Annotated in this window: 17 protein-coding genes; 6 read left to right on the top strand and 11 right to left on the bottom strand. The window is 70.1% G+C overall.

Annotated features, from left to right (window positions below):
- Positions 1-1,170: glycosyltransferase (locus CQ045_RS18255; protein WP_105726382.1), on the top strand; the 1,170-nt coding region annotated here is incomplete at its 5' end.
- Between the two features lie 6 nt (positions 1,171-1,176).
- Positions 1,177-2,430, top strand: a complete 1,254-nt coding sequence (locus CQ045_RS18250) for a glycosyltransferase family 4 protein (RefSeq protein WP_105726372.1) — start codon at positions 1,177-1,179, stop codon at positions 2,428-2,430.
- Here CQ045_RS18250 and CQ045_RS18245 read toward each other — a convergent pair.
- Positions 2,393-2,827 (bottom strand): hypothetical protein, encoded by a 435-nt coding sequence (locus tag CQ045_RS18245; protein ID WP_105726370.1) that lies wholly within the window; start codon positions 2,825-2,827, stop codon positions 2,393-2,395. The genes CQ045_RS18250 and CQ045_RS18245 overlap by 38 nt on opposite strands.
- A 72-nt stretch (positions 2,828-2,899) precedes the next feature.
- Positions 2,900-3,061 (bottom strand): hypothetical protein, encoded by a 162-nt coding sequence (locus CQ045_RS18930; RefSeq protein WP_181156639.1) that lies wholly within the window; start codon positions 3,059-3,061, stop codon positions 2,900-2,902.
- A gap of 85 nt (positions 3,062-3,146) precedes the next feature.
- Between CQ045_RS18930 and CQ045_RS18240 the strand changes: the two genes are divergently transcribed.
- The gene (locus CQ045_RS18240; RefSeq protein WP_105726368.1) at positions 3,147-4,121 is read left to right on the top strand and encodes a GlxA family transcriptional regulator; all 975 of its coding nucleotides are present in this window, start codon (positions 3,147-3,149) and stop codon (positions 4,119-4,121) included.
- Between the two features lie 22 nt (positions 4,122-4,143).
- Here CQ045_RS18240 and CQ045_RS18235 read toward each other — a convergent pair whose 3' ends face one another.
- Positions 4,144-4,845, bottom strand: coding sequence for an NRDE family protein (locus tag CQ045_RS18235; protein WP_105726366.1), 702 nt, complete (start codon positions 4,843-4,845; stop codon positions 4,144-4,146).
- A 68-nt stretch (positions 4,846-4,913) separates the two neighbouring features.
- Between CQ045_RS18235 and coaBC the strand changes: the two genes are divergently transcribed.
- Together coaBC and CQ045_RS18225 are read left to right on the top strand one after the other, a co-directional pair.
- The gene (coaBC, locus tag CQ045_RS18230) at positions 4,914-6,113 is read left to right on the top strand and encodes a bifunctional phosphopantothenoylcysteine decarboxylase/phosphopantothenate--cysteine ligase CoaBC (RefSeq protein ID WP_105726380.1); all 1,200 of its coding nucleotides are present in this window, start codon (positions 4,914-4,916) and stop codon (positions 6,111-6,113) included.
- A 136-nt stretch (positions 6,114-6,249) separates the two neighbouring features.
- Complete coding sequence (locus CQ045_RS18225) at positions 6,250-8,466, top strand: ATP-dependent Clp protease ATP-binding subunit (RefSeq protein ID WP_105726364.1); 2,217 nt, start codon at positions 6,250-6,252, stop codon at positions 8,464-8,466.
- 71 nt (positions 8,467-8,537) lie between these two features.
- Here the strand turns inward: CQ045_RS18225 and CQ045_RS18220 are convergent, their stop codons facing one another.
- The 5 genes from CQ045_RS18220 to CQ045_RS18200 form a co-directional block, all read right to left on the bottom strand.
- Positions 8,538-10,049, bottom strand: coding sequence for an APC family permease (locus CQ045_RS18220; protein ID WP_105726361.1), 1,512 nt, complete (start codon positions 10,047-10,049; stop codon positions 8,538-8,540).
- A 42-nt stretch (positions 10,050-10,091) separates the two neighbouring features.
- On the bottom strand, positions 10,092-12,371 hold the full coding sequence (locus CQ045_RS18215) for an ATP-binding cassette domain-containing protein (RefSeq protein ID WP_181156638.1): 2,280 nt from the start codon (positions 12,369-12,371) through the stop codon (positions 10,092-10,094).
- 57 nt (positions 12,372-12,428) lie between these two features.
- Positions 12,429-13,016 (bottom strand): nitroreductase family protein, encoded by a 588-nt coding sequence (locus CQ045_RS18210; protein WP_105726359.1) that lies wholly within the window; start codon positions 13,014-13,016, stop codon positions 12,429-12,431.
- 117 nt (positions 13,017-13,133) lie between these two features.
- Positions 13,134-14,621, bottom strand: a complete 1,488-nt coding sequence (locus tag CQ045_RS18205) for a glycosyltransferase (RefSeq protein ID WP_105726357.1) — start codon at positions 14,619-14,621, stop codon at positions 13,134-13,136.
- A gap of 62 nt (positions 14,622-14,683) precedes the next feature.
- Positions 14,684-15,592 (bottom strand): LysR substrate-binding domain-containing protein, encoded by a 909-nt coding sequence (locus CQ045_RS18200; RefSeq protein ID WP_105726355.1) that lies wholly within the window; start codon positions 15,590-15,592, stop codon positions 14,684-14,686.
- Positions 15,593-15,727: 135 nt separating this feature from the next.
- Here CQ045_RS18200 and CQ045_RS18195 point away from each other — a divergent pair, with 135 nt between their 5' ends.
- Complete coding sequence (locus CQ045_RS18195; RefSeq protein WP_105726353.1) at positions 15,728-19,219, top strand: bifunctional proline dehydrogenase/L-glutamate gamma-semialdehyde dehydrogenase; 3,492 nt, start codon at positions 15,728-15,730, stop codon at positions 19,217-19,219.
- Between the two features lie 69 nt (positions 19,220-19,288).
- Here the strand turns inward: CQ045_RS18195 and CQ045_RS18190 are convergent, their stop codons facing one another.
- The 3 genes from CQ045_RS18190 to CQ045_RS18180 all read right to left on the bottom strand — a co-directional run bounded on the left by CQ045_RS18190 (position 19,289) and on the right by CQ045_RS18180 (position 22,528).
- Positions 19,289-20,377, bottom strand: a complete 1,089-nt coding sequence (locus tag CQ045_RS18190; RefSeq protein ID WP_105726351.1) for an ABC transporter permease — start codon at positions 20,375-20,377, stop codon at positions 19,289-19,291.
- A complete protein-coding gene (locus CQ045_RS18185) occupies positions 20,374-21,258 on the bottom strand; it encodes an ABC transporter ATP-binding protein (RefSeq protein WP_105726349.1) in 885 nt (294 codons plus the stop codon). The genes CQ045_RS18190 and CQ045_RS18185 overlap by 4 nt, the downstream gene beginning before the upstream one ends.
- Before the next feature lie 97 nt (positions 21,259-21,355).
- Entirely contained in the window at positions 21,356-22,528 is a 1,173-nt protein-coding gene (locus CQ045_RS18180; RefSeq protein WP_105726347.1) for a benzoate/H(+) symporter BenE family transporter, read from the bottom strand.
- Position 22,529 lies beyond the last annotated feature (1 nt).

Below are 22,529 nucleotides of genomic sequence, written 5' to 3'. Positions count from 1 at the left end.
CCCCGCCCGCTGAAGATCGTGATCGGCTGCGACACCTTCGCGCCCGACATCAACGGCGCTGCCCGCTTCGCCGAGCGGCTCGCCGCCGGCCTCGTGCAGCGCGGACACGACGTGCACGTCGTCGCCCCCAACCAGGCCTATCGCCGTGCGCAGCCGCACACCGAGGTCATCGAGGGCGAGCCGATGACCCTGCACCGGCTTCCTTCGGTGCGCTGGGCCCCGCACGACTGGCTGCGGTTCGTCTGGCCGTGGCGTTCGAAGCCCTATGCCCGCAAGGTCATCGACCACGTGCAGCCGGATGTCGTGCACATCCAGTCGCACATCGTGATCGGCCGCGGCCTCGCGTACATCGCGCACGAACGAGGCATCCCGGTCATCGCGACCAACCACGTGATGGCTGAGAACATCCTCGATCACACGACCATGCCCAAGTTCATCGACGACCTCGTGCTGAAGTTCGCCTGGGCCGACGCGAAGCGCACCTTCGATCTGACCCGTGCGATCACGACGCCGACCCGTCGGGCAGCGGACTTCCTCGAGAAGACCGTCGAGGTGCAGGGCGTCATCCCCGTCAGCTGCGGCATCGATCGCACGCAGTACACGCCGGTGATCGCGCCCCGCGAGAAGAACCGGATCATCTTCGTCGGCCGCCTCACCGCCGAGAAGCAGGTCGAGGTCATCCTCAAGGCGATGACGAAGCTCGACCCCGCGCTCGACACGACGTTCGACATCGTCGGCGGCGGCGACCAGCGCAAGCAGCTGGAGCACCTCACGGCTCAGCTCGGGCTCGCCGACCGCGTGACCTTCCACGGTCGTACCAGCGACGAGGACCTTCGCGCGCTGCTGTCGCGCGCGAGCCTGTTCGTGATCGCATCGATCGCCGAGCTGCAGTCGATCGCGACGATGGAGGCGATGGCCTCGGCGCTGCCGATCGTCGCCGCGGATGCCGTCGCCCTCCCGCACCTCGTGCACGACGGCGAGAACGGCTACCTGTTCGAGCCGGGCGACGTCGACGAGCTCGCCGCTCGCCTGACCGATGTGCTCACCGCGGACCCTGCGGAGTACGAGCGGATGCAGCGTGCCTCGCTCGACGGTGTGGCGATCCACGACATCAACCGGACCCTCGACACCTTCGAAGCGCTGTACCGCGACGAGCCGCTGCCGGAGTAACCCGCCATGCACATCGTCTTCTTCGGCGATCAGCACCTCGACTCCCTCGGCGGGGCGCAGGTGTCGATGCGGCTCCAGCGGGAGTTCCTCGAACGCGCCGGTCACACGGTCACGGTCGTCGCTCCGAAGATGCACGGTGCACGCGCCTCGTCCGGTTCCCACGGCGGGGCGTACATCGACCTGCCGTCGATGCCGATCACGACGGACCGCGAGTACTCGATGAGCTGGCCCGGCCGCGCGACCGACCGCTTCCTCGACGGGGCGATGACCCGCAGGCCGCCGGTGGATCTGGTGCACGTGCAGGCCGACTTCTGGGGCGCGTTCATCGGGCACCGCTACGCGCAGCGTCACGGCATCCCGGTCGTGCACACGATGCACAACCGCGTCGACGTCGGCATCGCGGCGGTCACCCCGCTGCACCGTCCCGTGCTCGCTGCCCTGAACGTCTGGCGCCGAGGTGCGATGCGCGGCATCGGGAATCCGGAGCGCGGAGCGGACGGCTGGGCGTTCCTGCGGGGCCTCGCGGCCGGAGCATCCGCCGTCACGGCTCCGTCGACGCATTTCGCTCGTCGCCTCGAGCAGCATGACGTCTTCCCTCGTGTCGACGTGATCTGGAACGGCATCGACGACGACATCCGGGAGCAGACCCTGGCCGCCCTCCCAGACGCGCGGGAACCCGGACGACCGCGGTTCGTCTGGCTCGGGCGGATGAGTCCGGAGAAGCGCCTGCTGCCGTTCCTCGAGGCGTTCGTCGCATCCGGCGTCGACGCGGACCTCGAGATCATCGGCGGCGGGGCGCAGCGCGCGGCGGCCGAGAAGATCGTCCGCGGGCGCGACGGCGTGCGCTTCGCCGGTCGTCTGACCTACCCGCAGACCCTGGCGCGGATCGCCGCGGCCGACGCGCTCGTGCAGACGTCGATCGGCTTCGAGACCCAGGGGATGACCCCGTTCGAGGCGGCTACGCTCGGCACGCCCTCCGTCATCTGCGACCCCGATATCGCCGCGGAACTCGGCGGCGGACTCTGGGCCGTGCCGGATGCGGGCCCCACGACCACGGGGAGCGATCTCGAGGCGCGCCGAACTGCCGCGCTCGCCGAGACGCTGCGGCGCGCGGCATCCGACATCGCCGGCGGCACCGCTCCGACGCCGGTTCCCGAGGTGGCCGAGGCGTTCCGGCAGTCGTCGCGGACCGCCGCGATGGTCGACCTCTACGAGCGCGTGCTCAGAGGTACTGGTAGAGCCCGATCGTCAGGCCGCTGAACGCGAGTCCGATGGCGCCGGCGCCGGCGATCCCGATCGCGATGCCCGTGAGCAGCTGCGGTGCGGCACGGCGCACCGCGATCAAGCCCAGCACCAGTGCCGCGACGTAGGCGAGGAAGCTGAGGATGCCGATGCCGTTGTCGATGGCGAGCATGATCTCGAACCCGTCGCCGCCGCTGTAGACGAACGGTCGGGCGACGGAGCTGAAGAGATTGATCGCCAGGGTGAGGACCGCGATCACGAACGCCGTGCGGCCGAGCGGGTTGCTGCCGGCAGGGTGCTGCGGGACGGCCGGGTACTGCGGGGCGGCCGGGAGGTGTGCGGCGGGCGGAGCGGGAGGCGATGTCGGGTGCGGCTGTGCGGCGGGCGGAACGGGAGGCTGCTGGGGCTCGCTCATGGGGTCGAGCGTAGCCGCGGTCGCCGGGGGGGCGCACGGGTGCGCCGCACGGCGGGGTCGCGGTCGCCGGGATCAGCGGTAGCCGTGACCCGACTCGGCCTGTTGGCTGAGGTCGCGTCCGGCGATGCGGTTCCAGTCCGTCGGGGTGGAGCGGTAACCGTCGCGGCGCAGTTCGATGACCGTCGCGACAGTCGCCCACGCGGCGAGTGCGATGAGTGCGATGACGAGTATCATGGCAGAAACGCTACGTTCGATGTTGAACAGCCACGAGTGGCAGAATAGACTTCGAACGAACGAAAACTGCCAATCGGGAGCATGCATGAAAACGGTCGCCTGTGTCATCCAGGACGGGTTCGCGCCCTTCGAGTTCGGTGTCGCCTGCGAGGCGTTCGGACTCGACCGCTCCGACGACGGGGTCCCGAACTTCGACTTCCGCATCGTCGCGCCCCGCGCCGGGGTCGTGCAGTCGAAGATCGGCTTCTCGGTCAACGTCGAGCACGACCTGTCCTTCGCCGACGAGGCCGACCTCGTGGTGTTCTGCCCGCTCCCTCGTGAGCGCTGGGGAGACATCGATCCTCTCCTGCTCGACGTCGCCAGGAGAGCGGTCGAGCGCGGAGCCTGGGTGATGAGCGTCTGCAGCGGCTCGTTCATCCTGGCCGCCGCCGGGGTGCTCGACGGCCGCCGAGCGACCACGCACTGGATGTACTCGCACGTCATGGCGTCGATGTACCCGCAGATCGACATCGACCCCGACGTGCTGTTCGTGCAGGACGGCAAGATCATCACGAGTGCGGGGACGGCCGCCGGGATCGACGCGTGCCTGCACCTGCTCCGGCAGGAGGTGGGCGCTGAGCTCACCAACCGCATCGCCCGCCGCATGGTCGTTCCTCCGCAGCGCGACGGCGGCCAGGCGCAGTTCATCGACCGCCCGATCCCCGTCGTCGCCACCGACTCGCTCGCCGCCGTCGCCGACTGGGCTGTCGAGCACCTGCGCGACGACCTCGGAGTCGATCAGCTCGCGGCCAGAGCGCTGATGTCGCCCCGCACCTTCGCCCGCCGCTTCAAGGCCGAGTACGGCGCGACGCCGGCAGCCTGGCTCGCCCGCCAGCGCATCATCCACGCGCAGCGGATGCTGGAGCGCACCGACCTGCCGCTCGACCACATCGCCGACGAATGCGGCTTCGGATCGGCGGCCGTCCTGCGGCAGAACTTCGCCAGGGTGCTCGGTGTCACACCCACGGCCTACCGCGCGCGGTTCTCCTGCGCCGAGGAGGCGGCGGTGCCGGCAGCCTGAGCCGCACGCGCCGCCGCCGGGGTCATTCGGACCAGTGGGCCGGAGACGGGAGCGTGACGTCGCGCACCTCGACGCCGTCGGCCGTGACCGACGCGATGCAGTACAGCAGCGACTGCGTCGGGTAGCCGTGCGGACGGTTGTCGCGGATGATCGCCCGGTCGTCCTCGGGCGCCAGCTCGGCCGAGGACGCGAGCAGCGCCGTCCACTCGGCGGTCCAGTCCGGGCTGTCGGCGGTCGGACCGAGGGCGCGGAACTCCGGCAGCCACGCCTCGATCCGCGGAGTCGTCGCATCGTCGAGGTCGTCGTGCGCGATCATGTGCGTGCCGGGCTCGATGGGCGTCTCGCGCAGTTCCGCTCCGTCCCAGGACAGCACCCGCGCCCCCTCGGGCCCGACCTCGAGCAGATTGAAGCCGTGCATCGGCAGAGGCGCCTCCGGTGAACGGCCGCGCACCGACTCGAGGGCGAGGGAGCCGCGGGAGACCGCGTGCGCCTCGGGGAGATCGTGCACGTCCGCGCGGTTGAGCAGCACGGCCAGTCGGCGTTCCGCGGGATTCGCCGCGAGCCACGCCCCGCCTGCTCGCCGGTCGCGGATCCCGATCACGCCGGGGTGGTCTTCCGGCCACCAGGCTCCGAGCGAGTCCCACGCCCGCAGCGGATCCTCGTCGCGGACCGCGAGAAGTCGTGCGGTACCGGCATCCTCGACATCGATCACGACCGTGCACACGGTGGCAAGTCTAGATCGAGGACGACGACGTCGACCCGCGGCGGCGCATGCTGGGGCAGAATCGAGACGTGAACATCGTCGTCGGGGTCACGGGCGGCATCGCCGCGTACAAGACGGTGCACCTCGTGCGCCTGCTCACGAAGGGTGGGCACGACGTGACCGTGGTGCCCACCGAAGACGCGCTGCGCTTCGTCGGGCTGCCGACGTGGGAGGCGATCAGTCGACATCCGGTCACCACGAGCGTGCACGAGGACGTGGCGAAGGTGCGGCATGTGGCCCTCGGTCAGGCCGCCGAGCTCGTGATCGTGGCACCGGCGACCGCGAACTCGATCGCGAAGATCACCGCGGGGCTCGCCGACGATCTCCTCGGCACGACCCTGCTCGCGACCGAGGCCCCGGTGCTCATCGCCCCGGCCATGCATGCGGAGATGTGGAGGAACCGGGCGACGCAGGCGAACATCGCGACGCTGCGGGAGCGCGGCGTGCACGTGGTCGGGCCGGCCGACGGCGAACTCGCGGGCGGAGACAGCGGACCGGGGCGCATGTCGGAGCCCGAGGAGATCTTCGCGGCGGCCCAGGCGCTGCTGGCCCCCGGCGACCTCGCCGGAGTACGCGTGGTGGTCTCCGCCGGCGGCACCCGCGAGCCGATCGATCCGGTGCGCTTCCTCGGCAATCGCTCCAGCGGCCGGCAGGGCACAGCGCTCGCCGCGGAAGCCGCCGCCCGCGGGGCAGAGGTGACCCTGGTGTCGGCGAACATCTCCGGTGACGTGCTCGTCGAGGCGCGGCATCCGTCGATCCGCATCGTCCCCGTCGGCGCGGCCGCCGAGCTCGCAGAGGCGATGAAGCGGGAGGCTGCAGATGCCCATGTGGTCGTGATGGCGGCGGCGGTCGCCGACTACCGACCCGTGCAGGTGTCGGACCGCAAGCTCACCAAGGAGAGCGGCGGCGTTCCCACCATCGAGCTGATCGAGAACGAGGACATCGTCGCCGCGCTGGTGTCGGCGCGGAGGCCAGGCCAGCTGGTGGTCGGCTTCGCGGCGGAGACTCCCGAGGACGAGGCCGAGCTGCTCGCCCGTGCTCGCGGGAAGCAGCAGCGCAAGGGCGTGGACCTGCTCGTCGTGAACGAGGTCGGCTGGGAGCGCGGGTTCGAGAGCGCGGAGAACGCCGTGCAGATCCTCGGTCAGGGCGGGGAGGTCGCCGGCACGGCATCCGGTGCGAAACGTGCGGTCGCGGCCGCGATCTGGGACGCCGTCGTGCGGGAGCGCTGAGCGCAGGCTCGGCGGCGGGGGACTGGAGGAGAAGGCGCTCAGGTGCTAAACTTGAGTCAACACCACTCAACTTTGATCCCGGCTGCCGACCTGGCAGGCGGGAGACGACCAGAAGGAGCATCTCCAGGAGGAGCGCATGACCACCCCGCAGACCGGTTCCCAGAATCAAGACCAGCAGTCCGCCCTCGAGCAGTTCGGCATCAACCTGACCGATCGCGCCCGTGAGGGAAAGCTCGACCCCGTGATCGGACGCGACAGCGAGATCCGTCGCGTCAGTCAGGTCCTCACTCGCCGCACGAAGAACAACCCCGTGCTGATCGGCGAGCCCGGCGTCGGCAAGACCGCCGTCGTCGAAGGACTCGCCCAGCGCATCGTCGCGGGCGATGTCGCCGAGTCCCTCAAGGACAAGGAGCTGGTCACCCTCGACATCTCCGCACTGGTGGCCGGCGCCATGTACCGCGGCCAGTTCGAGGAGCGGCTGAAGCAGGTCCTCAAGGAGATCACCGAGTCCGACGGACAGGTCATCACCTTCATCGACGAGCTGCACGTGCTGATGGGTGCGGGCGGCGGCGAGGGATCGGTCGCGGCCTCCAACATGCTCAAGCCGATGCTCGCCCGCGGCGAGCTGCGCCTGATCGGCGCGACCACGCTCAACGAGTACCGGGAGTTCATCGAGAAGGATGCCGCTCTCGAGCGCCGCTTCCAGCAGGTCTACGTCGGCGAGCCCACGGTCGAGGACACGATCGCGATCCTCCGCGGGCTCAAGGGTCGCTACGAGGCGCACCACGGTGTCACGATCTCGGACAGCGCACTCGTCGCGGCAGCCGCACTGTCGAGCCGGTACCTGCCCGCGCGGCAGCTGCCGGACAAGGCGATCGACCTGATCGACGAGTCGATGTCGCGGCTCAAGATGGAGATCGACTCCTCTCCCGTCGAGATCGACCAGCTCAAGCGTCAGGTCGACCGGATGAAGCTCGAGGAGCTCGCGCTCAAGCGGGAGAAGGACGCGGCCTCGAAGGAGCGTCTCAGTGCCCTCCGCGAGCAGCTCGTGGGTCTGGAGAAGCAGCTCGCCGGACTCGAGGCCCGCTGGGCCCGTGAGCGTCAGGGGCTGAACCGCGTCGGTGAGCTCAAGAAGCAGCTCGACGACGCGATCACGCAGCGCGACCTCGCCATGCGCAACGCCGACTACACGAAGGCCTCGAAGCTGGAGTACGAGACGATCAAGCGACTGGAGCGCGACATCGCCGAGGCCGAGCAGGCCGAGGCCGCGACCCCCGCGGAACCCCGCATGGTCAACGAGCAGGTCACCGAAGAGGACATCGCCGCCGTGATCGCCGCGTGGACCGGCATCCCCGTCGGACGCCTGCTGCAGGGTGAGAGCGAGAAGCTCCTGCACCTCGAGAACGAGCTCGGCAAGCGCCTGATCGGGCAGAAGGATGCCGTCAAGGCGGTCTCGGATGCCGTGCGGCGTTCGCGCGCGGGCATCAGCGACCCCGGTCGACCGACCGGTTCGTTCCTGTTCCTCGGCCCGACCGGTGTCGGCAAGACGGAGCTGGCCAAGGCTCTCGCGGAGTTCCTGTTCGACGACGAGCACGCCATGGTGCGCATCGACATGTCGGAGTACGGCGAGAAGCACTCGGTCTCGCGACTCGTCGGCGCCCCTCCCGGATACATCGGCTATGAGCAGGGCGGTCAGCTGACCGAGGCCGTGCGGCGCCGTCCATACAGCGTGATCCTGCTCGACGAGGTCGAGAAGGCGCACCCCGAGGTGTTCGACGTGCTGCTGCAGGTGCTCGACGACGGTCGTCTGACCGACGGCCAGGGTCGCACGGTCGACTTCACGAACGTCATCCTGATCCTCACGTCGAACCTGGGGTCGCCGATCCTCATCGACCCGGTGCTCGCACCCGATGAGAAGCGCGACCAGGTCATGGCCCTCGTGCGGCAGGCGTTCCGTCCGGAGTTCCTGAACCGCCTCGACGACATCGTGATGTTCTCGGCGCTCAGCGAAGACGACCTCGCGCAGATCGTGGAGCTCTCGGTCGACCAGCTGCACGACCGGCTGAAGGACCGCCGGCTCACGCTCGCCGTGACACCGGATGCGCGAGCCTGGCTCGCCGAGCGCGGGTACGACCCGATGTTCGGTGCCCGGCCACTGCGCCGCCTCATCCAGAGCGAGGTGCAGAACAAGCTGGCGACCGCGCTGCTCTCGGGTGGCGTGCACGACGGCGACACGGTGCGGGTGGACGTGGCTGCCGACGGGGCGGGCCTCGTGCTCACCTCGACGACGCCCGAACCCCAGCCCGTGTCCGACGAGGACGATGTGGTCGAGGCCGAGTTGCTCGACGACTGAGTTTCGGACGATTCCCCACGGACGCACACGAGAGCGCCGTCCCGGTCATCCGGGACGGCGCTCTCCGCGTTTCAGGACAGCGGCTTCTGACGGATGCCGCCGAGAGCGTCCTCCGCGAGCTCCCGTCCGATCAGCGAGTGCCGACGTGAGTACGCGAAGTAGATGACAAGCCCCAAGGCGAGCCAGACGGCGAAGCGCACCCAGGTCTCGGTGCTGAGGTTCAGCATCAGCCAGAAGCAGGCGATCGCCGAGATCCAGGGCAGCCACGGCGACAGCGGCACCGTGAACGGGCGCTCGAGGTCGGGGCGGGTCTTGCGGAGGATCGGCACCCCGATGCTCACCAGGACGAAGGCCGACAGCGTGCCGATGTTGATCATGTCGCCCAGCACCTGCACGTCGGTGAAGCCCGCGATGATCGCGATGACCACACCGACGATCAGCTGGATCCGGATCGGGGTGCCGCGCTTGGCGTCCGTCACGCTCAGCGAGCGGGGCAGCAGGCCGTCGCGGCTCATCGCGAACACGACGCGGGCGAGCCCCATCAGCAGCACCATGACGACCGTGGTCAGACCGACGAGACTGCCGATCGCGATCACCTGCGCCGCCCAGGTCGCTCCCACGAGCTCGAACGCGCTCGCCAGCGAGGGCTCGTCCAGCTTCGCGAGCTCGGTGTACGAGACCATCCCGGTGATCACGATCGCGACCAGCACGTAGAGCACGGTCACGATCACGAGGCCGAGCATGATGCCGCGGGGAACGGTGCGCTTGGGGTCCTTCGTCTCCTCGGCGCTGGTGGCGACGACGTCGAAGCCGATGAACGCGAAGAACACCAGCGCCGCACCGCTGAGGATGCCGAAGACGCCGTAGATCGAGGGATCGGCGCCGGTCATGAACGAGAACAGCGACTGGGTCCATGCGCTCTCCGACGCCACCCCCTCCTGTGCCGGCGGCACGAACGGGGAGTAGTTGGCGCCGTTGATGAAGAACAGCCCCACCACGATGACGAACAGCACGATCGCGACCTTGATCACGGTGAACACGCTGTTGACGCGGCTGGACAGCTGCGTGCCGAGGGCCAGCAGCACGGTGAAGATCGCGACGATGACGACGGGACCCCAGTCGAAGCTGAGCGGCCCCAGCTGGAGCGTCATCGGGATCTCGAGGTCGAACAGCGACACCGCATCGCCGAGGTAGACCCCCCAGTACTTCGCGATCACGGCGGATGCCATGAGCATCTCGAGGATCAGGTCCCAGCCGATGATCCAGGCGAGGAACTCCCCGAGCGTCGAGTAGGTGAACGTGTACGCGGAGCCGGCGACCGGGATCGAGGAGGCGAACTCGGCGTAGCAGAGGATGGCGAGGCCGCACACGGTCGCGGCGATGATGAAGGAGATGATCACCGCGGGGCCGGCATGTCGGGCGGATGCCTCCGCGCCGACCGAGAAGATCCCGGCCCCGACGGCGACCGCGACCCCCATGACGGCAAGGTCCCACACCCCCAGGGAGCGCTTCAGAGACCGTTTCTCGTCGTGTGTCTCCGCCATCGAGCGTTCGACGGACTTCACCCTGCGCTGGATTGCCATGCGGTCGATTCTAGGAGGACGATCGCGCGCCACACAGAGCCGTCAGGCGATGTGCCGGGATGCTGAGGCGAGTGCGCGGCCGGTGAGGGAGGTGTCGTCCTGCGCGAGGTCGGCCGGAAGCCCTGAGAACATCAGCGTTCCCCCGTCGGATCCGGCACCGGGCCCGATGTCGATCACGTGATCGGCGCGGGCGACCACACGCAGATTGTGCTCGACCACGACCAGGGTCGCCCCGTCGTCGAGCAGCGCGTCGAAGAGCCGGTTGATCGTGTCGACGTCGTTCGGGTGGAGACCGGACGTGGGCTCGTCGAGGATGATCCGATCGGCCGGATCGCGACGGGGGTCGCTGAGGTGCCGCGCGAGGAGCAGCCGCTGCTTCTCTCCGCCCGAGAGCGTGTCGAGCGACCGGCCGACGGGAATGTACCCGAGCCCGGTGCGCTGCACCCAGTCGAGCGCGTCGACCACGTCGGGATGTTCCGAGAACAGCAGACTCACCTCGCCGGGGGGTGATGCCAGGACGTCGGCGATCGAAGCCCCGCCCACTCGCGGTCCGAGTGCCTTCGGGTTGAAGCGCAGTCCGGCGCACGCGTCGCAGGGCAGGGAGACGTCGTCGAGGAAGGCGAGCTCGGTCGTGATGTGTCCGCGGCCGCGGCAGGTGGGGCATGCCCCGCGGGAGTTGAAGCTGAACCAGGAGGGATCGAGACCGGAGGCCGCGGCGAACACCTCGCGCACGGTGTCGGCGATCCGCAGGATGCTCAGCGACGTGGATCGGGCTCCGCCCCGGAGCGGGTCCTGTCCGACGACGGAGAACTCGGGATGCTGCCGCGGCAGCTCGGCGGTGGCGAAGGAGCTCTTGCCCGAACCGGCGACACCGGTGACGGCTGTCAGCACCCCGAGTGGGATGTCGACGTCGAAGCCGCGGAGGTTGTGCGAGCGCGCCTCCCGCACGGTGACCTGGCCCTGCGCCTCCCTCGCGACCGTGGCGAGGTGCAGGGGCTCGGCGAGCAGGCGCCCGGTGAGGGTGTCGCTGCCGCGAAGTGCTGCGGGCGTGCCATCGAACTGCACGAGCCCGCCGCCCGCTCCCGCACCGGGTCCGAGGTCGACGACGTGATCGGCGACCGCGATCACCTGGGGATGATGCTCGACGACCAGGATCGTGTTGCCCGCATCGCGCAGGCGCTGCAGCAGCGCCACGAGCCGCTGGATGTCGGCCGGATGCAGCCCGGTGCTGGGCTCGTCGAACACGTAGGTCACGTCGGTCAGGGCGCTGCCGAGGTGCCGCACGATCTTGACGCGCTGAGCCTCGCCGCCGGACAGGGTCGCCGACTCGCGGTCGAGCGTGAGGTAGCCGAGACCCACCGACAGGAGGGCATCGAGCACGTGGCGGATGCCGTCGACCGCGGGCGCGACCCGGGGATCGTCGAAGTCGTCGAGCAGCGCGTGCAGCTCGGCCACCGGCATCGCCATCCAGTCCACGATCGAGCGCCCGTCGATCAGGCTCGCTCGTGCGGCCTCGTTGACCCGGGCGCCGTGGCAGTCCGGACAGGTGTGGTGGGTCACGAGCCGGTCGAGCTCGGCGCGCACCGACGCCGACATCTTGACGGGGCGCTGTTTGAGGAACACATCGCGCATGCGGGTGATCACGCCGTCGAACCGGGCGCTCTGCGGGAAGCGCGGGTCGGGGTCGTCGAGCTTGAGCCGGTCGGCGTAGAGGAACTGGTCCATCTCCTCGGCTGTGTAGTCCTTGAGGGGCTTCTCGCGGTCGAACAGACCGCAGTACGCGAAGCGCTTCCACCGGTACACGCCGGGGCGGAACAGGCTGAACCGCACCGGTCCTTCGTCGATGCTCTTCTCGGGGTCGATCAGCGCGTCGATGTCGATGTCGTACACGGTGCCCAGGCCCTCGCACGTCGGGCACATGCCGCTCGGATCGTTGAACGAGTACGCGGGGGAGTAGCCGGCGGAGGGCTCGCCGACGCGCGAGAAGACGAGCCGGACGAGCGAGGCGAGGTCGGTCGCGGTGGCGACGGTCGAACGCGCGTTCCCCGTGAACCGGCGCTGGTCGATCAGCACCGTGAACGTCAGACCGTCCATGGCCTGCACATCGGGCGCGGGCATCTGCGGCAGCCGTGCGCGGATGAAGGTCGAGTAGGAGTCGTTGACGAGTCGCTGCGCCTCGGCGGCGATCGTGTCGAGCACCAGGGACGACTTGCCGGATCCGGAGACGCCGGTGAAGACCGTCAGCAGCTTCTTGGGGACGTCGACGGAGACGTCGCGCAGGTTGTTCGTCCGCGCTCCGGTGATGCGGAGGAAGGAGTCCATCCCGGCACGCTAACGGGGCCCCCGGACATCCGGAGGCCCCGTTGACAGAAACTCGCGTCAGGCGCTGAGGACGACCGTCTCGGCGATCGGGCGACGCACGCGCGGGGCGACCTCGCGCTCCTGCAGCACCTCGGGAAGGGTCTCGATGTCGCCGAACTCGCCCACGGCGAAGACCGTGAAGGGCACGAAGCGCGACTCGAGGTCGGCGAACTCGCGCACGACCTCCGGGTCGAAGCCGCTCATCTGGTGCACGACGAGGCCGTCGTGGTGGGCCTGGACCGAGAAGTGCGCGACCGCCTGGCCGAGGTCGTAGAGCGCGTGCGTGATCGGCGTGCCGTCGGCCGTGGCCGTCTCGGCGATCGCGACGACGAGCACGGCGGCGTTGCCCGCCCAGGCCTGGTTGAAGCCCATCAGGGAGTCGACGACCTGCGCGTGCAGCGCGGTGCCGCGGCGGGCGACGATGAAGCGCCAGGGCTGCGTGTTGTTGGCGGAGGGGCTCCACCGCGCAGCTTCGAGGGCGGTGGCGAGCTTGGCCTCGTCGATCGAGTTCTGCGCGTCGAAGGCGCGGGGGCTCCAGCGTCCGGCGAGCACGTCGAGGACGGGGTGCTCGGTCGGTGCGGTGCGGTCGATGACAGGAGTGCTCACGGAAGTGCCTTTCGGAAGGAGTGGATCGGACTCCTTCGTCCGGGTACACGGGGGCAAACAGATGCATGTGCATGCATATTCCCGAGAAGTCTCAACGGGTCCGCATCGAGATGATGCTCAGCGCGCGAGCGCGTGGCGCACTCGTCGACGCACCACGCCGGCGCGTCGTCGCAACCGCACCGTCAGCGGCTGATCCCGCGCGGCGGCGAGCAGCTTCGCGTCGTACGCGGCCCGCAGGTCGCGCGACCAGCGCACGGTGATCGCGTTGTCGGAGAACTCCGCGGCCTTCGCGACCGCCCGACCCCGCATCGCCGCGACCGCCGCGGCCGGCATCGACTGCAGCTCGACGATCCGTCTGGCCATGCCCGAGATGTCGCCGTTCGGGAGGAGGAAGCCGTCGACGCCGTCGCTGATCATGTCCGCCGGTCCGTAGCGGATGTCGTAGGCGAGCGGGATGCATCCGGCGGCCATGCTCTCGACGAGCACGAGCGGAAGCCCTTCGGACGTCGAGGTGAGCAGGCTGAAGCCGGCGGTCCGGAAGGCGGAGCGGGCATCGGGGTCGTACCCGCGCAGGCGGACGAACTCCTCGGCCTCGAGACTCCGGATGCGCTGACGCAACGCGGCCTCGCGCGGCCCTTCGCCGATGATGTCCGCATCGATCCGGGCGTCGACGGAGTGCGCCTTCGCGGCGGCCGCCACCGCATGCTCGAGACGCTTGCGGCGATTCAGGGACGCGACCACCACGCCGTGCGTCGCATCACGGGCGACGGCGGTGATCGGCGGCAGCTCCACCGCATTCGGGATCGTGCGGATCCGGGCCTCGACATCGACGGAGGCGAGATCGTCGATGAGGTCGGTGCGCTGACGCGGGGTGAGCACGACGATCTCGTCGAAGTCGCCGGCGCGCCGCAGCACCGACGCGCGGGACGTCCGCAGGGTTCCCGGTCGTCCGCCCAGCCGATGGGACGCGTGGATGATGTGCACCGTGGTGACGTTCTCCCGCCGGTATCCCGCGACCGACCGCGCCGCCGTCTTCGAGTCGACCAACAGGAAGCTGGGCTTGCCGCCGGTCAGTCGATCGAACCACCACCGGTGCAGCCCCGCGCTCGTCCGCCAGCTCCGGATCGGGGAGCCGTCGACGGCGTAGAGCACGATCTTGCGCTCCTCGCCGGACCGTTCGGTGGCGAGGAGCGACCCATCGCGACGGAACCGGTCGACGGCCAGGCGTCCGGCTTCCTCGCGGCGCACCCGGCTCAGCACCGTGCCCTCGTGCGTGGCCACGACGTCGCCGTCCTCCGGGTGCAGCAGCGCAGGAACGGGCGGCGTCTCGCCGCGCGCCGGAGGCAGCTCGCCGCGCAGCTCGTCCCAGAGGTTGCGGACTCGCAGTCCGTCGATGAGCTCGCCGGCGGCGTGGAGGCGTTGCGCGAACTCCGGGTAGTCCGGACGATCGTCGAGTGTGAGGATGTCGACGTCGACCCCGCCGAGGCGGCGGAAGGCGCGGGAGCGGCGCAGCATCGCGCTGGTCATCCCGCCGTGCTGGTCGGCGATCCCCCAGGTGAGGGCGAAATGCCGGGCGGCAGGGAGGCGGGGGTGGGAGCGGAGCATCCCGAGCAACGATAGGCTCGCCGCTTCTGCGTGGCCTGTGCAGCGCCTGAACCGGCGACGGGTCAGACCGGGAGGTTGTGCGTCGCCGCGTCGGCCAGCGCGCTGCGGACGGCGCGGATCGAGGGGGCGTCCGCCGACACCCGCCGTGCGGACGAGAAGATCTCGCGTCGCGGCTCGTGGGGGAGCGGCGACAGATCGACCGTCGGCGTGTCGCCCGCCCAGACGAGCTCCGGCAGCAGGCCCACCGCGAGCCCCGCATGGATCAGCCGCACGTGGGCGGTGAGGTCGGCGATCTCGAACCGCACGTCGGGTTCGAACCCCGCGGTGCGGCAGAGCTGTTCGGCCCAGGCGCGAGACGCGGTGCCGGCGGGCTCGAGCACCCAGGGCTCCTCGCGCGTCGACCACAGCGCGGCGAAGGCGTCGGCGTGCGCAGGGGCGCCGGGGTGTCGAGCGAGTGCGATCGCATCGTGGGCGAGCACCACCCGGTCGAGATCGGCGTGGATCGGGCGGGTGCGTCCGGGGTACTGCTCGGCGAGGATCAGGTCGAAGTCGCGGCTGGACACCCCGACGAGTCCGGTCTCCGGATCGCACTCGGTCACCTCGACGCGCAGAGCCGGATGCCGCTCCTTGAGGGCCTCGAGCGCGCGGGGGAGCAGGGAGTGCGCCGTCGACTGGAACACCGCGATCCCCACCGTGCCCGTCACCTCGGTGAGCGATTCGGCGACGGCGACCTCGGCATGCTCGAGCTGATCGAGGATGCCGACGGCCTGAGCGACGAGCACGTTCCCCTGCGGCGTGAACTGCACGCCGCGGCCCACCCGGCGCAGCAGCGGCACGCCCACGTCGCGCTCCAGGGCACTCAGCTGCTGCGACACCGAGGCCTTGCTGTAGGACAGGGCATCGGCAACCGCGGAGAGGGTTCCGCGGCGCGACAGCTCCACGAGCATCCGCAATCGGTTGACGTCCAGCACGGCCGGTCCATTCGTTCAGCGTGAGTGAACAGAATCCACGCAAATCGGTTGATAGACGGAGCCTACCGAGCCGCAGGACAATGATCCAGCCGCACACTCGACCCTGGTGTGCGCTCCTTCGGAAGGTTCCCGTCCATGACTGTCATCGATGACACCACCCCCCGCACCGAAGACGTCGCCGCCCTCGTGCAGCGCTGGCTCGTCGAGAGTGAGACCCACCCCGTCGAGCCGGCGGCCCAGCGCCTGTCCGAAGTTCTCAAGGACCCGAACGGACTCGCGTTCACGGTCGGCTTCGTCGACGGCGTCATGCGTCCGGAAGACCTGCGCGTGGCCGGTCGCAAGCTCGCCGAGATCTCGGAGATCACGCCGACCCTGCTGCCCGGCTACCTGCGCGCCGCGATCAAGACCGGCGGCTTCTGGGCGCCGAAGCTCCCGGGTGTCGTCGTGCCCATCTCGCGCCGCGTGCTGCGTGCGATGGTCGGGCACCTCGTGCTCGACGCGACCCCCTCCAAGCTCGGCCCCGCGATCGCGAAGCTGCGCAAGAGCGGCAACCGCCTGAACCTCAACCTCCTCGGCGAGGCCGTGCTCGGCGAGCGCGAAGCCGGGCACCGCCTGCAGGGCACCCGCGACTTCCTCGCCCGAGACGACGTCGACTACGTGTCGATCAAGGTCTCCAGCGTCGTGAGCCAGCTCTCGATGTGGTCGTTCGACGAGGCCGTGGCGGATGTCGTCGAGAAGCTCACCCCGCTCTACGAGCTCGCGGCCAAAGCAGAAGCCTCCAGCAGAGCGGCGAAGGGGGCACAGGGCAAGGCCAAGTTCATCAACCTCGACATGGAGGAGTACCGCGACCTCGACCTGACGATCGCGGCCTTCACGAGCATCCTCGACCAGCCGGGCCTCGAGAACCTCGAAGCCGGCATCGTGCTGCAGGCGTACCTGCCCGACGCTCTCGGCGCCATGCAGCACCTGCAGGAGTGGGCAGCCGCCCGTCGCGCGAAGGGCGGAGCGCCCATCAAGGTGCGCGTCGTGAAGGGCGCGAACCTCGCGATGGAAGAGGTCGACGCCGCGATCCACGGCTGGCCGCTCGCGACCTACGACACCAAGCAGGACTCCGACACCAACTACAAGCGGGTGCTGGACTGGGCGATGACGCCCGAGCGACTGGACGCCGTGCGCATCGGCATCGCGGGCCACAACCTGTTCGACATCGCGTACACCTGGCTGCTCGCGCAGGCCCGCGGCGTGAGCGACCCCACCGGTGCCGATCCCCTCGTCGAGTACGAGATGCTGCTCGGCATGGCGACGGGGCAGGCCGAAGCCGTCCGCAAGGACGTCGGACGACTGCTGCTCTACACGCCCGTCGTGAACCCGGCCGAGTTCGACGTCGCGATCGCCTACCTGGTGCGCCGCCTCGAGGAGAACGCCAGCCCGGAGAACTTCATGTCGGCGGTGTTCGAGCTCGCCTCGAACCCGACGCTCCTCACCCGGGAGCGGGAGCGTTTCGAGCGCTCGCTCGCCGCCCTCCAGCTCGACGAGCCGGAGTTCGTCCCGGCCGCTCACCGTGTGCAGGACCGCACTGCGGAGACGCCGTCCGGCACGACGACCGGCTTCGAGAACCAAGCCGACACCGATCCGGCCATCGCCGCGAACCGCACCTGGGGTCGGGAGATCCTCGCCCGGTCGGTGGGCTCGACCCTGGGCCTGGACACCATCGCGATCGCCAAGGTCGAGACGGATGCCGAGCTCGACGGCATCTTCTCCGCAGCGCTCGCCGCGGCCGAGAAGTGGGCCGCACTGCCGGCCGCCGACCGGGCCGCCGTCCTGCACCGTGCCGGCGATGAGCTCGCCGCACGTCGCGGACAGCTCATCGAGATCATGGCCCATGAAGCGGGCAAGACCATCGCCGAGTCCGACCCCGAGATCAGCGAGGCCATCGACTTCGCGCACTATTACGCCGAGCGCGCCAAGGATCTCGAGACCGTCTCCGGCGCCGAGTTCGTGCCGTCGAAGGTCACGGTGGTCACACCGCCGTGGAACTTCCCGGTCGCCATCCCCGCCGGCGGCGTGCTGGCGGGTCTGGCCTCCGGCTCGGCCGTGATCATCAAGCCCGCCAAGCTCACCCAGCGCTGCGGTGCCGTGATGGTGGAGGCGCTGTGGGCGGCGGGCGTGCCGCGCGACCTGCTCGCCCTCGTCGACCTGGCCTCCCGCGACCTCGGCACGCGCCTGGTCGCCGGCCCCGCGGTGGACCGCGTGATCCTCACAGGCGCGTACGAGACGGCGCAGCTGTTCCGCTCGTTCCGCTCCGACCTCCCGCTCCTCGCCGAGACCAGCGGCAAGAACGCGATCATCGTGACTCCCTCGGCCGACCTCGACCTGGCCGCCGCCGACGTCGCCCGCAGCGCCTTCGGCCACGCGGGTCAGAAGTGCTCCGCCGCGTCGCTGGCGATCCTCGTCGGATCCGTCGCCGATTCGAAGCGGTTCGAGCGTCAACTGGTGGATGCCGTGACCTCGATGCGCGTCGGCCTGCCCGACGACCCCGCCACGCAGATGGGCCCGATCATCGAGCCCGCGAACGGCAAGCTGCTCACGGCGCTGACGAAGCTCGAGAAGGGGGAGCGCTGGCTCGTGAAGCCGCGCAAGCTCGACGACGAGGGGAAGCAGTGGACGCCGGGCGTGAAGACCGGCGTGCGCGAGGGCTCGTACTTCCACCTGACCGAGTTCTTCGGACCGGTGCTCGGCGTCATGCACGCCAAGGATCTGGACGAGGCCCTGCGCCTGCAGAACGCCGTCGACTACGGGCTCACCGCGGGGCTGCACTCGCTCGACTCCGACGAGGTCGCCACCTGGCTCGACCGCGTCGAGGCCGGCAACCTGTACGTGAACCGCGGCATCACCGGCGCGATCGTGCAGCGGCAGCCGTTCGGCGGCTGGAAGCGCTCGGCCGTCGGTGCGGGCGCGAAGGCCGGCGGTCCGAACTACCTCTTCGGCCTGGGGGAGTGGAAGGCCGCAGCGCTCCCGGCCGTGGCCCCCGGCGCGGCCGTGGTGCCCGTCGTCGACGCGCTCTTCGATGCCGCAGCCGGAGAGGTCGACGCGCTGGAGGCGGAGTGGCTGCAGCGGGCCGCGGCATCCGATGAGCGCGCCTGGGTCGACGAGTTCGGCACGGTCAGCGACAAGTCCGGACTCGGGGTCGAGCGCAACCTCTTCCGCTACCGCCCGGTCGCGGTCGACGTGCGCATCTCCGAGAACACGCCGCTGGTCGACGGCATCCGCGTGCTCGCCGCCGCCCTGCGCAGCGGCAGCCCGTTCACCGTGTCGGCGCCGGCCCTGCCCTCCCGGGTGGAGAAGGCCCTGCGGGCGCACGGCGTGAGCGTGAAGCACGAGACGGATGCCGCGTGGACCAAGCGCTACGCCAAGGCCACGAACTCCTGGCAGCGCGTGCGACTCGTCGGCGGCGACGTCGCGGCGCTGCACGAGGCGCTCGGCGGGAGCCCGGATGTGGCGGTCTGGTCGCACGCCGTGACCGGCGCCGGCCGCGTCGAGATGCTGCCGTTCCTGCACGAGCAGGCCGTGTCGATCACCAACCACCGCTTCGGCAACCCGACGACACTCGCCGACGGCGTGATCTGACCCGGGGTCTTCGCAGAGAAGCCCCCTGCCCGCGCGATGCGGAGCAGGGGGCTTCTCGGTTGCGCCGTCTCAGCCGCGCAGCGCATCCTTGAGCTTGACCCGCGAGCCCATCCGCAGCAGCGAGTTCTCGTAGATCTTCGCGCCGATGGCGATCGCGGCCACGCAGCTCGCGAGCAGGATCACCAGGCTCAGCAGCGGCTCCCACCACTGCGCCTCGCCGACGAACAGGCGCATCGGCATGCCGACCGGAGCCGAGAACGGCACGTACGACATGATCGTCAGCACCAGCGGGTTGTCGTTGAAGACGATGACCAGGATGTACGGCGCCATGATCAGCATCGTGATCGGTGTGGTCGTCGAGCCGATGTCCTCTTGGCGAGACACCATCGAGGCGGCGGCCGCGAACATGGCCGCCAGCAGGATGAAGCCGAACAGGAAGAAGACGGCGAACCAGATGATCGGCGCTCCGAGCGTGGTCAGCACCTCGCGTTGACCGGTCACGATCAGCCCGATCGTGGCCACTGCGGCGAGGGCGAGGATCTGCCCCATCGCGAGCACGGTGTTGCCGATGACCTTGCCGGCGAGGAGGGTGCGCGCGGGGATCGCCGACAGCAGCACCTCGACCACGCGGGTCTGCTTCTCCTCCACGATGCTCTGCGCGATGGTGCCGCCGAACGTCGCCGCGGCCATCATGAACACGAGGCCGAAGGCGATCGCGATGAAGTACCGCAGCAGCGGGTTCGTCGTGACCGGCTCCAGGATCACGACGTCCGGCGACTGGGACAGTGCCGAGACGAGGGAGCTCGGCGCATCCTGCAGCGCGATGATCGTGTAGCCCGACGGCCCGTCGCCCGGCAGCACGGCGGCGTCGACCTCGTCGTCGCGCACGAGCTTCTCGGCGGCGGCCTGGTCGGCCACGGTGGTCACTTCGAAGCCCGGGATGGCGGAGACGGCGGCGGAGGTCTCCGCCGTCACGGCGATCGGCGTCATGTCGGTGTTCTTGCTCGCGAAGCCGCCGAGGATGATGCCGGCGAGCGCGAGCACCAGCAGGATGCCGGTGGAGATCAGGAAGGCCTTGCTGCGCAGCTTCGATCCGATCTCGCGCTCGGCGACGAGCCAGATGCCGTTGGTGCTGCGGACGGGGGCGGGGGTGCTCACTGGATGACCTCCTTGAAGATCTGGGCGAGGGACGGATGCTTCGGCGCGAAGCTCGCGACGTCGCCGCGTGCGACCGCGGACTGCAGCACGCGCTGCGCCGTCTCGGGGCCGTCCGCGTCGAACAGCGCGTAGCCGCCCTCGAAGTCGACGACCGTCACACCGGGCTCGGTGCGCAGCCACCCGGCGTCTCCGGCCGAGACCAGCTCGTAGCGGTCGCGAGCGTGCTCGGCACGCAGCGCATCCCGGGAGCCGGCAGCACGGATCGTGCCGCCGGCGAGGATGACGAGGTCGTCGCACAGGCGCTCGACCACGTCGAGCTGATGGGAGGAGAACAGGATGGAGGCGCCCTTCGCGGCGCTGGACTGCAGGACGCCGGCGACCACGTCGACCGCGAGCGGGTCGAGACCGGAGAACGGCTCGTCGAGGATGAGCACCTCGGGGTCGTGCACGAGCGAGGCGGCGATCTGCGCCCGCTGCTGGTTGCCGAGCGACAGCGACTCGATCGTGTCGTTCAGCCGCTCGCCGAGACCGAGCTCGGTGAGCAGCGCGGTCGCCCGCTCCGCGGCATCCTGCTTGCCGAAACCGTGCAGTCGGGCGAGGTACACGATCTGCTCGAGCACCTTCATCTTCGGGTAGAGACCGCGCTCCTCGGGCATGTACCCGAAGCGGCGGCGGTCCTCGGCGGTGAGCGGTGCCCCGTCGAGGTCGACGCTGCCGCCGTCGGAGGACAGCAGCCCGAGGACGATCCGCATGGTCGTGGTCTTGCCGGCGCCGTTGCCGCCGACGAACCCCGTCAGGCGCCCGGGGGCGACCGTGAAGGACACGTCGTCGAGCACGCGCCGAGAGCCGTAGCTCTTGGTGATGCCGGAGAGTTCGAGCATTCCTGTCGTCATGCCCCTCACGTTACGGAGCGCAGGTGTCGGGGGCATCCCCCGCACGGCGGACTCCCCGGGATCAGCCGTCGGGTGGATGCCGGGTTCAGCGGCGTCCGGCGTGCAGCACCGTGCGCACCACGAGCCCGGCGACGAGCGCCCAGAACGCCGCGCTGATCCCGAGCAGCGCGACCCCGGATGCCGCCACCAGGAAGGTCACGACAGCGGGGATCCGCTCGCCCGGGTCGTCGATCGCCTGCTGCACCGACGCGCCGAACGCGGCGAACAGGGCGAGGCCGGCGACCGCGGGGATCACGGCGGCGGGCGCGAGCAGCACGAGCGCGGCGAAGGCGGCCGAGAACCCGCCCAGCACGAGGTACGACGCTCCGGTGGAGACGCCGGCCACCCAGCGCCGCTTCGGATCGGGGTCGGCATCCGGCGATGCGGCGAGCGCGGCGCTGATCGCGGCGAGGTTGATGGCGTGGCCGCCCGCGGTCGCTCCGAGCGCGGTGCCGAGCCCGGTGACGAGCATCGCCGGACGCCAGGGCACCTCGTACCCGAAGCTGCGCATGATCGCGATGCCCGGGACGTTCTGGGAGGCCATCGTCACGATGAACAGCGGCAGCGCGAGCCCGATGAGCGCGCCGACCGTGAACGTCGGCGCCGTGAACTCGAGCCGCGGCAGAAGCAGCGCAGGGTCGAACGGCGTGCCTGCACCGATCAGCGACACCGCGACGACCACGGCCGCTGCGACGAAAGCGAGGGGCACCGCCCAGCGCGGCGCGAGGCGCGCGAACACCAGCCAGGTGAGCACGACCGGTACCACGCCCCAGGGATTCGCGACGATGCCCGTGATCGGGGCGAGACACAGCGGCAGCAGCACGCCGGCGAGCATCGCCTGCGCGATCGACGGCGGGATGCGCGCGATCAGGGCGCCCAATGCCGGCCACAGGGCCGTGAGCAGGATGAGCGCGGCCGTCACGAGGAACGCCCCGACCGCCGCGGGCCAGCCGCCCTCCACGGTGCCCGTCGCCACGAGCAGGGCCGCTCCGGGCGTGGACCAGGCGACGGTGATCGGCATCCGGTACCGCCACGCGAGCACGACGCACGCGAGGCCCATCGTCAGGCTGACGGCGAGGAGCCCGCTCGCCGCCTGCGCCGCATCCGCCCCGACGGCATCCAGACCCGTCAGCACGACCGCGAACGAGCTCGTGAATCCCACCAGCGCGGTCACGACCCCCGCCAGGATCGGGCGGGACAGGGACGCTGCTTCGGGCATG

It is taken from the genome of Microbacterium sp. MYb66 (assembly GCF_002979435.1).
Lineage (GTDB): Bacteria > Actinomycetota > Actinomycetes > Actinomycetales > Microbacteriaceae > Microbacterium.
Note: the sequence above shows the minus strand (reverse complement) of the source record. Positions and strands in the feature narration are given on the sequence as shown.

Excerpts from the sequence above, each read along its gene's own strand:
- CQ045_RS18250 (WP_105726372.1), top strand. The coding sequence starts at position 1,177 with ATGCACATCGTCTTCTTCGGCGATCAGCACCTCGACTCCCTCGGCGGG.
- CQ045_RS18240 (WP_105726368.1), top strand. The coding sequence starts at position 3,147 with ATGAAAACGGTCGCCTGTGTCATCCAGGACGGGTTCGCGCCCTTCGAG.
- CQ045_RS18225 (WP_105726364.1), top strand. The coding sequence starts at position 6,250 with ATGACCACCCCGCAGACCGGTTCCCAGAATCAAGACCAGCAGTCCGCC.
- CQ045_RS18185 (WP_105726349.1), bottom strand. The coding sequence starts at position 21,258 with ATGCTCGAACTCTCCGGCATCACCAAGAGCTACGGCTCTCGGCGCGTG.
- CQ045_RS18245 (WP_105726370.1), bottom strand. The coding sequence starts at position 2,827 with ATGAGCGAGCCCCAGCAGCCTCCCGTTCCGCCCGCCGCACAGCCGCAC.
- CQ045_RS18930 (WP_181156639.1), bottom strand. The coding sequence starts at position 3,061 with ATGATACTCGTCATCGCACTCATCGCACTCGCCGCGTGGGCGACTGTC.
- CQ045_RS18215 (WP_181156638.1), bottom strand. The coding sequence starts at position 12,371 with ATGGACTCCTTCCTCCGCATCACCGGAGCGCGGACGAACAACCTGCGC.
- CQ045_RS18195 (WP_105726353.1), top strand. The coding sequence starts at position 15,728 with ATGACTGTCATCGATGACACCACCCCCCGCACCGAAGACGTCGCCGCC.
- CQ045_RS18205 (WP_105726357.1), bottom strand. The coding sequence starts at position 14,621 with ATGCTCCGCTCCCACCCCCGCCTCCCTGCCGCCCGGCATTTCGCCCTC.
- CQ045_RS18180 (WP_105726347.1), bottom strand. The coding sequence starts at position 22,528 with ATGCCCGAAGCAGCGTCCCTGTCCCGCCCGATCCTGGCGGGGGTCGTG.
- CQ045_RS18220 (WP_105726361.1), bottom strand. The coding sequence starts at position 10,049 with ATGGCAATCCAGCGCAGGGTGAAGTCCGTCGAACGCTCGATGGCGGAG.